This window comes from Campylobacter sp. P255, assembly GCF_003627915.1.
Taxonomy (GTDB): Bacteria; Campylobacterota; Campylobacteria; order Campylobacterales; family Campylobacteraceae; genus Campylobacter_D.
In genome coordinates this window covers 1-7,007 of the sequence record NZ_NREN01000019.1, presented here as the reverse complement: position 1 = coordinate 7,007, position 7,007 = coordinate 1, and the positions used below count along the sequence as shown (strand labels likewise).

At 28.3% G+C, this 7,007-nt stretch carries 10 protein-coding genes and 1 pseudogene; 4 read left to right on the top strand and 7 right to left on the bottom strand.

The window, feature by feature from the left end; all coding sequences use genetic code 11:
• A partial coding sequence (locus tag CKA54_RS07870; RefSeq protein ID WP_367301899.1) for a hypothetical protein occupies positions 1-127 on the bottom strand: 127 nt, incomplete at its 3' end.
• A 59-nt stretch (positions 128-186) separates the two neighbouring features.
• Here CKA54_RS07870 and CKA54_RS07490 point away from each other — a divergent pair.
• From CKA54_RS07490 to CKA54_RS07480, 3 genes are read left to right on the top strand one after another with little or no spacing between them, the layout of a single operon-like run.
• Complete coding sequence (locus CKA54_RS07490) at positions 187-1,443, top strand: DUF2920 family protein (protein WP_120760931.1); 1,257 nt, start codon at positions 187-189, stop codon at positions 1,441-1,443.
• A complete protein-coding gene (locus CKA54_RS07485) occupies positions 1,436-2,185 on the top strand; it encodes a hypothetical protein (RefSeq protein WP_120760930.1) in 750 nt (249 codons plus the stop codon). Before CKA54_RS07490 ends, CKA54_RS07485 begins: the two co-directional genes overlap by 8 nt.
• 9 nt (positions 2,186-2,194) lie before the next feature.
• A complete protein-coding gene (locus tag CKA54_RS07480; RefSeq protein ID WP_120760929.1) occupies positions 2,195-3,406 on the top strand; it encodes a DUF2920 family protein in 1,212 nt (403 codons plus the stop codon).
• Here CKA54_RS07480 and CKA54_RS07475 read toward each other — a convergent pair.
• A complete protein-coding gene (locus tag CKA54_RS07475; RefSeq protein ID WP_120760928.1) occupies positions 3,399-3,632 on the bottom strand; it encodes an acyl carrier protein in 234 nt (77 codons plus the stop codon). The genes CKA54_RS07480 and CKA54_RS07475 overlap by 8 nt on opposite strands.
• A gap of 71 nt (positions 3,633-3,703) precedes the next feature.
• On the opposite strand from CKA54_RS07475, the pseudogene CKA54_RS07470 reads away from it, so the two are divergent.
• Positions 3,704-4,895: pseudogene (locus tag CKA54_RS07470) on the top strand (DUF2920 family protein).
• Here the strand turns inward: CKA54_RS07470 and CKA54_RS07825 are convergent.
• From CKA54_RS07825 to CKA54_RS07815, 5 genes are all read right to left on the bottom strand, one after another.
• Positions 4,882-5,526 (bottom strand): 3-oxoacyl-ACP synthase, encoded by a 645-nt coding sequence (locus CKA54_RS07825; RefSeq protein WP_253254862.1) that lies wholly within the window; start codon positions 5,524-5,526, stop codon positions 4,882-4,884. The pseudogene CKA54_RS07470 and the gene CKA54_RS07825 overlap by 14 nt on opposite strands.
• Positions 5,481-5,885: a hypothetical protein gene (locus CKA54_RS07820; RefSeq protein ID WP_120760927.1), complete on the bottom strand. Its 405-nt coding sequence runs from the start codon at positions 5,883-5,885 to the stop codon at positions 5,481-5,483. The genes CKA54_RS07825 and CKA54_RS07820 overlap by 46 nt, the downstream gene beginning before the upstream one ends.
• Positions 5,882-6,106 carry an acyl carrier protein gene (locus CKA54_RS07455; RefSeq protein ID WP_120760926.1) on the bottom strand — a complete coding sequence of 75 codons (225 nt, stop codon included), beginning with the start codon at positions 6,104-6,106 and terminating at the stop codon, positions 5,882-5,884. Before CKA54_RS07455 ends, CKA54_RS07820 begins: the two co-directional genes overlap by 4 nt.
• Position 6,107: 1 nt before the next feature.
• A complete protein-coding gene (locus tag CKA54_RS07450) occupies positions 6,108-6,833 on the bottom strand; it encodes a formyltransferase family protein (protein WP_120760925.1) in 726 nt (241 codons plus the stop codon).
• Between the two features lie 41 nt (positions 6,834-6,874).
• On the bottom strand, positions 6,875-7,007 hold a 133-nt coding region (locus CKA54_RS07815), incomplete at its 5' end, for a D-alanine--poly(phosphoribitol) ligase (RefSeq protein ID WP_143297928.1).

Sequence of the window (7,007 nt, the reverse complement as noted above, 5' to 3'; positions counted from 1 at the left end):
CTATTTTTTTACTTAAATCATCAAAGTCTTTATAGCTTATACTTTTGCCATTAAACTCAACAAAAGCATTTTTATTTCCAAATTTAGTAACGCTTTCTTGTAAAAAATCATTGATGTGGGTTGTCATAGATTTCCTTGAATTTTTTAGTTATAATAGCATAAAAATTAATTTGCAGAAAGAAAATTATGCTTAAAAATGAAACTTATTTCATAGATTCTTGTGATGATGTAGAATTAAATATAAAAAGAGAAAATCAACTCGAATTTAAACTTACATATGATGAAGAAAAAGAAATAGAAGCGATTATATGTATCATACAAGGACTTGGTGCAGATATAAATGACCCGGTGTTAAAATTTAATATGGAATATTTTGCATCAAAATACAATGTAGCGGTTTTAAGTGTTAATTATCATGGTATAGGTAATCGCCCTCAAACAGGTGCTAAGTGGTATTTGGATGATATAGATAAATTAATTTTTGAAGTCAGCGTAAAGACACTTGGTATAAGTATCCCATATGATATACAAAAGCTAAATACATTTGAAGAATTTTATCCGGCTATGGAGTATCTTAACAAACAAATACAGCAAAAAAAAGATGCTTGGGAGCTAGATAGAAAATACTTTTTGGATTTAAGTGTGAGTTTAAAACTTACCAATGATGAATATCAAAATTATGGGATTATGCAAACAATAGATGTTCTTAATGCGTTACTTTATGTGAAAAATAATATCTTTAAAATTTCTAGCCTAAAAACTATAGTAGTTGGAGTGTCGCATGGTGCTTATATGGCCACTTTGTGCGCAAAGCTAGCTCCATGGCTTGTTGATGTTGTTTTAGATAATTCTACTCATGTTACTTTAGATGGTGATGCTTGGAGATATATAGGTTTTGGTAAAGAGGTGGATTATAGTAAATATTTTTGTTTCGGAACTTTCCATTATTTCAATAATATTAGATTTTGTGCTAGTGAAAAAACTTTGTGGACTACTAATAAACATTCTGAATATTATTTTTCTAAAGCGAGAAAATTTATTAGGGAAATTTTAAATAAAGACCATTTGGAAGTTCAAGCGAATTTTCCTAATCCAAAGTATATTATATATTATAGTATTCATGATGAATATGTTCCTTTGGAAGAAAAAGAAGCTTGGATTAATTTATTAAATGAGTTGGGCTTTGAAGCAGAAGTGATTAAAATAAGTAAAGAAGAAGAAATAGATGGAAGATTCATTAAAAATTTAAAACACGGTATGGGGATTCCGATGAAGTCTCTTATTAAAAAGCATTTGCCAGAGATTTTAAAAGGTTCTTTGAAAAATAAAACATGTAAAAAAGAAATTACTTATCAAAGTGATGATTTGATGTATGCTTTTAAAGAACATGATGGTAAAATATTATTAAAAATAACAAAACAAAAAAAGGAAGACAATGGGTAATTTTTTCAATAGTTTACATGATAAAGAATTTATTTTTGCACCGCAATGTTATAAAACTTGCAACGGTGGATGTTGTCATAATATTCATGCGCAATATTTTAGATTTAATAAATCTAGTGCAGTGATTTTACCAATGCTAGAAATCGAATATCTTTCGTTAAAACAAGCTGGAAATACGTATTTGGAAAATGGAAAAGTAAACACATTTGTTTTAAAAAATGGTAAATCTATTAATGCTTATTTTGCAAAATGTGATCTTAATGGACTTTGTAATCCTCATGGTCTTAGACCTTTGATATGCAAGCTTTATCCATATTATCCACAAGTTGATTATGAGGGTAATTTTTTAGGGGTAAAACCATGTGCGTTATTTGATATTTTTTATAAAGATGCTCAAAAACATTACTGTACGATTACTCATAGGAAAAATGATGAGTTTTTAAGAGAATTTGAACAAAACACTCAAGAGTTAAGAAAAGAACCGATAATGATCTTTGTATTTAAAGTGCTTGAAGTGGTAGAAGAAACTCTTAAGCAATATACTTATGATCACTATGGAAAAACAATCTACCTCGAAGAATTAACACATGAAGAGAAATTTGATTTTTTTGCATTTCAAGAGATTAATTCCATGACAATGCAAGCATATAGAAACGAAAAATTTATTGATAAAATTCAAGATATATATGATAATTTAGAAGCAAGATATCAAGAAAAATTTACAAAATATTTTGAAGGTTAAAGAGAAAATATGCTTAAAAATGAAACTTATTTTATAGATTCTTGTGATGATGTAGAGTTAAATATAAAAAGAGAAAGTAAGTTAGAATACAGAATCACTTATGATGATAGTAAAGAAATGAAAGCGATAGTTTTTATCATTGGAGCATATGGTTCAAACGTTGATTTGTCAATTGTTGATTTTGATAGACAATTCATAGCTAAAAAATTTGAAGTAGTGGCTGTAAATGTTTTGTATCATTGTTTTGGATGCAGGATTAATGAAAAAGATAAAAAATATAGTGCAAGATTTTCATATGATGAGTATAATGCAGAGCAACTAAAAAAAACTCTAAAGCAAATGAATTTCGATGTAAGTGGACTTAGTGCTTGGAGTATGGAAAAATACCTTGCATCGCTAGAGGATACCATCGATACTTATAAACTAAAAAATATTTTACCTGATAATTATAAAATGTATGTTACTTCAACTATGGAGCCTTCAAATAATGAGTATCAAAACTATGGAATTATGGCAGCGATTGATCATATTAATGCCTTAAAGGATCTTGTGAAAAGATATCCAGAATTTAAGACGCTACCTAAAATTTACGGAGGAAGATCTTATGGTGGCTATCTTTCTTTGTTGCTGACTAAAATTGCCCCTTGGTATGTTGATGGAGTCATAGATAATTCTGGTGAAGCAATGTTGCTTTTGGGGTACATTATAGGCAAGGATATGGATCATCCTGATGCGTTTTATAGTCATAGAAATTTTCAAGTAGGTGTATTTTTAAAAACCTACTGGAATGCTAATAAAAATTCGCCATATTGTTTCAAAGAGGAAAATTATGAAATAAGAACTCTGCTGAATCAAACACATTTGATTTTACAAGCTGCAAAAAATAAAAATATAATTTATGTAAGTTATCACAGCTCTGAGGATCCATTAACATCTCATGAGTTTAAATCCCAATATATGGATATTTTAAAGACTTTAGGGTACGATGTAAATTTTTGTTTGATTGATAAAAATAATATTGATGGAAAATTTATAAAAAAACTTTCACATGGAGGTGGAATTACCGATAAAGCTTTATTTGGCAAGGAGTTGCCAAAAATGCTTGAAAAATTTAAAGATAAAGAATTTGTAATGCAAGAAAATAGTATAAGCTATCCTTGTAAGGATAAAGTGTTTACCTTTAAGGATAATGGTAGCAAATTTATGCTTGAGATTATATAACCTCCTCAAGCATTTTTTTGATAGTAGAGAAATCTTCAAAATTATCAGGTGTGATGTATTTTGCATCCAAGCTTTTTCCTATAAATTTTTCAATTTCAAGGATCAACTTCATCATATCAATACTATCAATAATATCCTCATCAACCAAGTTAAGACTATTTTGATTTATATCACTTCTGTTGATCGCGTTAAACATATTTTGAATATCGTCAAAACTAACATTCATATTTTTTCCTTATTTGATTTTTTGTATTATCCTTAGTATAATACTTTAAAAATACCATTAAAAGGCTTAAATTGCTTAAAAATGAAGTTTATTTCATAGATTCTTGTGATGATGTAGAGTTAAATATAAAAAGAGAAAGTAAGTTAGAATACAGAATCACTTATGATGATAGTAAAGAAATGAAAGCGATGGTTTTTATCATAGGTGGTTATGGAGCTAATACAAATATACATTTTTTAAAAAGTTACCGAAAAATTTATTGCTAAAAAATTTGATGTAGTAGCTGTAAATGTTTTTTATCATTGTTTTTGCCAAAGAAGATCTGATGTGGAGAAGTATAGTGCAACTACTGTTTTTACAGAAAATGATTTGCCGAATTTAAAATATATGCTCTTGAAAAATTTAATATCAACACCTATGGTTTGAATATACTTAATGCTTGGCAATATTATGAGGTATTAAATCAGACTATTTTGAAACTAAAAATACAAAACATGTTAGATCCAAATTATCAAGCATATTTTACAGCTACTTTTGTTCCGCTAAATAATGAGTATCAAAATTTTGCCATTATGCCTGCCATTGATCATATCAATGCTTTAAAAGATATCGTGAAAAATTATCCTCAATTTAAATTCTTGCCAAAAATTTATGGAGGGGGATCATATGGTGGTTATTTAGCATTGATGTGTGCTAAGATAGCACCTTGGTATGTTGATGGGGTTGTAGATAACTCAGGTGTATCGTTGCCTCATTTACCTCATTTGCTGGGTAGAGAGACGGGTTGTGGTGAGTTTGGGATTATGGGAGAATACTATACTTTATTGTGCTTTGTAAAAAAATTTTGGACTAGAGATGAAAATTCTCCGTATTTTTTAAGCGATGATCATTATATGATAAGAGTTCTTTTAAATTCAAAACATCTAAATTTACAAAGCACAAAAAATCAAAATACAATATTTATCAGTTACCATAGCGCAAAAGATGATGGAGCTCCGATTGAACATAAGGTCAATTTGTATGAAATTTACAATCAACTTGGATTTGATGCTACTTTGCATATTGTGAAAGATGAAAGTGATATAGACGGTAGATATATAAAAAGTTTAGATCATGGTTTAAGAATGACAGATAGAGCTTTGTTTAAAAAAGAATTGCCTATATTGCTTGAAAAGCTAAAAAATAAAACATTTAATATGAGAGAAGATATTTACTTTCAAAGATTTTAAAGAGCGATTTAGACTTGAAATTACACGACTTTGATAAAACCTTGAAATTTATCAAAGTTTATTTTTAGACTGCATGCGTTAAAGGTAATGCCTGTTCCAAAACTTCCAAGGAAAATTTGTTTATCTCCTCCCCCAATGTAAGAGGCTAACTCTAAGGGAAGTTTGTTTATAGTGGTGTTTCCATAATTTTTAAGAATATTATCTTGTGTGAAATGTAAATTTAGTTTTTCATATAGCTTTTGTTTTGAAAAATTATCAGAAGAGTAGATAAAAAATTCATCAAAACTATTTTTTTCTAAATCGAAGTGTTTAAAAAATTCTTGAAAAAATATTGGATAGTTTTGCATAACAAAAGAAAATGCTAGAGTGTTATTGGTTTTTAGTGTATTTGAGCTATTTGGATTAAGTCCACTATAAGACAAAGTTTCTTCTATGCATCGGTTAGAAAAAATTTTTTGTGAAAAACAACTTTTTTCTTCAATGTTGGTATTTTTTTCTATTAAAATCGCGCTTGCGCTATCGCTATTATTTAAAAAAGTTATTTTATCTTTTTGAGCGTCAATTGCTTTGCTTTTTACGCTAGCGCATATTAAAACAGCTTTTTTTATACTTGGTTGATTTAAGGCCAAAAAACTTGAAGCAAACTCTGTAAAAAGCCAGGGCAAAAACCTAACATATCAAAGCATAAAGTGTGGTTACTTAAATTTAAATTTTTATGGATTAAACTAGTGCAAGCTGGAGCTAAATAATCTGGCGTAAAGCTTGTAAAAACTAGTAAATCAATTTCATCTTTGTGGATTATATTTTTTAAGAAAAGTTCTTCTAATGCTTGGGTTGCTAAATCACTCGCATATGTTGACTCACCGCTTACAAAATGATTAAAAATTCCTGAATTTTCCTGCAAAAGTTGATATTTTCTTTCACTTAGACCACAAAGGTTTAATTCTTCTTCTTTGCAGAGCGGATTTTTAGGCAAAATAACACTGATAGCTTTAATAAAATGATTAGTAGTTTCTAAATTCATCGCATTGCTATTTCTAGCATCGCCTTAATGTCTTTGAAGCTTTCAAAATTTTCCGCTTTGATAAAATCTGCCTTTAGTGGTTTTTTATAGTATTTTTCTATTTCAGCTACTAAAGCCATGATGTCAATACTGTCTATAATATCTTCACTAAGTAGGTTGGACATATTTTCATTGATATCCGTTCTATCTATTTTGTTAAAAAAATCTTGTATTTGTTGCATTTTATTCCTTTGGGATTGTTATTTTAGAGTTGTTGCTTAAAAATAAAATTATTTCTAGACGATTTATTTCATAAAATAAAATATCATACATTATATCGCTTATTTTTATTTTAGCTTTAGGGGTTAGACTACCATTATCCATTGATCTTAAAAATCTTTCAATAACTGGAATATCCCAAGAAATATTTAATAAGCCATTGTTGGGTAGTTGATTTATCTTATAAATATTTTTATCTATAGGAATGAAATTTGGTTGAGGAGAGGAATTCTTTATATTTTTTAAGCATTCTTCAAGAGAATTGATGGCTAAATTTTGTTGCATTTGAAGTAGTTTTATAGCTGTTATTGAATTGTTTATTTTTATTTCTTTTTGTAGGATAATATCTCCTGTGTCTATAGTGCAATCAATTTTGTGCCAGGTGATCCCAGTTGTATTTTCTTTGTTCCATATAGCCCATATATGAGCATTTCTTCCTTTATATTTTGGAAGTAGTGAGTTGTGGTAATTGATAATAAAGTTGGATTCAACACACTCTTTTTGAAAAATATAAAAGTTGTTCACACTCAAAATAAGAGAATTGGATTCTCTTTTAAAGAAAGCATCTAACTTGTTTTTTTCTTTTAACTCAATAAATATTATCTCTTGCTTAAAAAAAGAGCAAGCTATCTTTAAGCATTCTTTGGCTACTCTACCTTCGCCTATTAAATAAATTTTTTGAAATATCATGATAATAATCCATATTTACACTTAACATGTTGCTGAGTATGCTATACTCCACTCAAAACCTTCCTATCAATCTTTCCGTTTGCATTTAAAGCAAATTGTTCTACTTTAATAAATTTCTTAGGTATCATATAAGCAGGAAGTTTATCTTTTAAAAAGTTTTTAAGATCTAATTCT

Excerpts from the sequence above, each read along its gene's own strand:
- CKA54_RS07490 (WP_120760931.1), top strand. The coding sequence starts at position 187 with ATGCTTAAAAATGAAACTTATTTCATAGATTCTTGTGATGATGTAGAA.
- CKA54_RS07485 (WP_120760930.1), top strand. The coding sequence starts at position 1,436 with ATGGGTAATTTTTTCAATAGTTTACATGATAAAGAATTTATTTTTGCA.
- CKA54_RS07480 (WP_120760929.1), top strand. The coding sequence starts at position 2,195 with ATGCTTAAAAATGAAACTTATTTTATAGATTCTTGTGATGATGTAGAG.
- CKA54_RS07475 (WP_120760928.1), bottom strand. The coding sequence starts at position 3,632 with ATGAATGTTAGTTTTGACGATATTCAAAATATGTTTAACGCGATCAAC.
- CKA54_RS07820 (WP_120760927.1), bottom strand. The coding sequence starts at position 5,885 with ATGAATTTAGAAACTACTAATCATTTTATTAAAGCTATCAGTGTTATT.
- CKA54_RS07455 (WP_120760926.1), bottom strand. The coding sequence starts at position 6,106 with ATGCAACAAATACAAGATTTTTTTAACAAAATAGATAGAACGGATATC.
- CKA54_RS07450 (WP_120760925.1), bottom strand. The coding sequence starts at position 6,833 with ATGATATTTCAAAAAATTTATTTAATAGGCGAAGGTAGAGTAGCCAAA.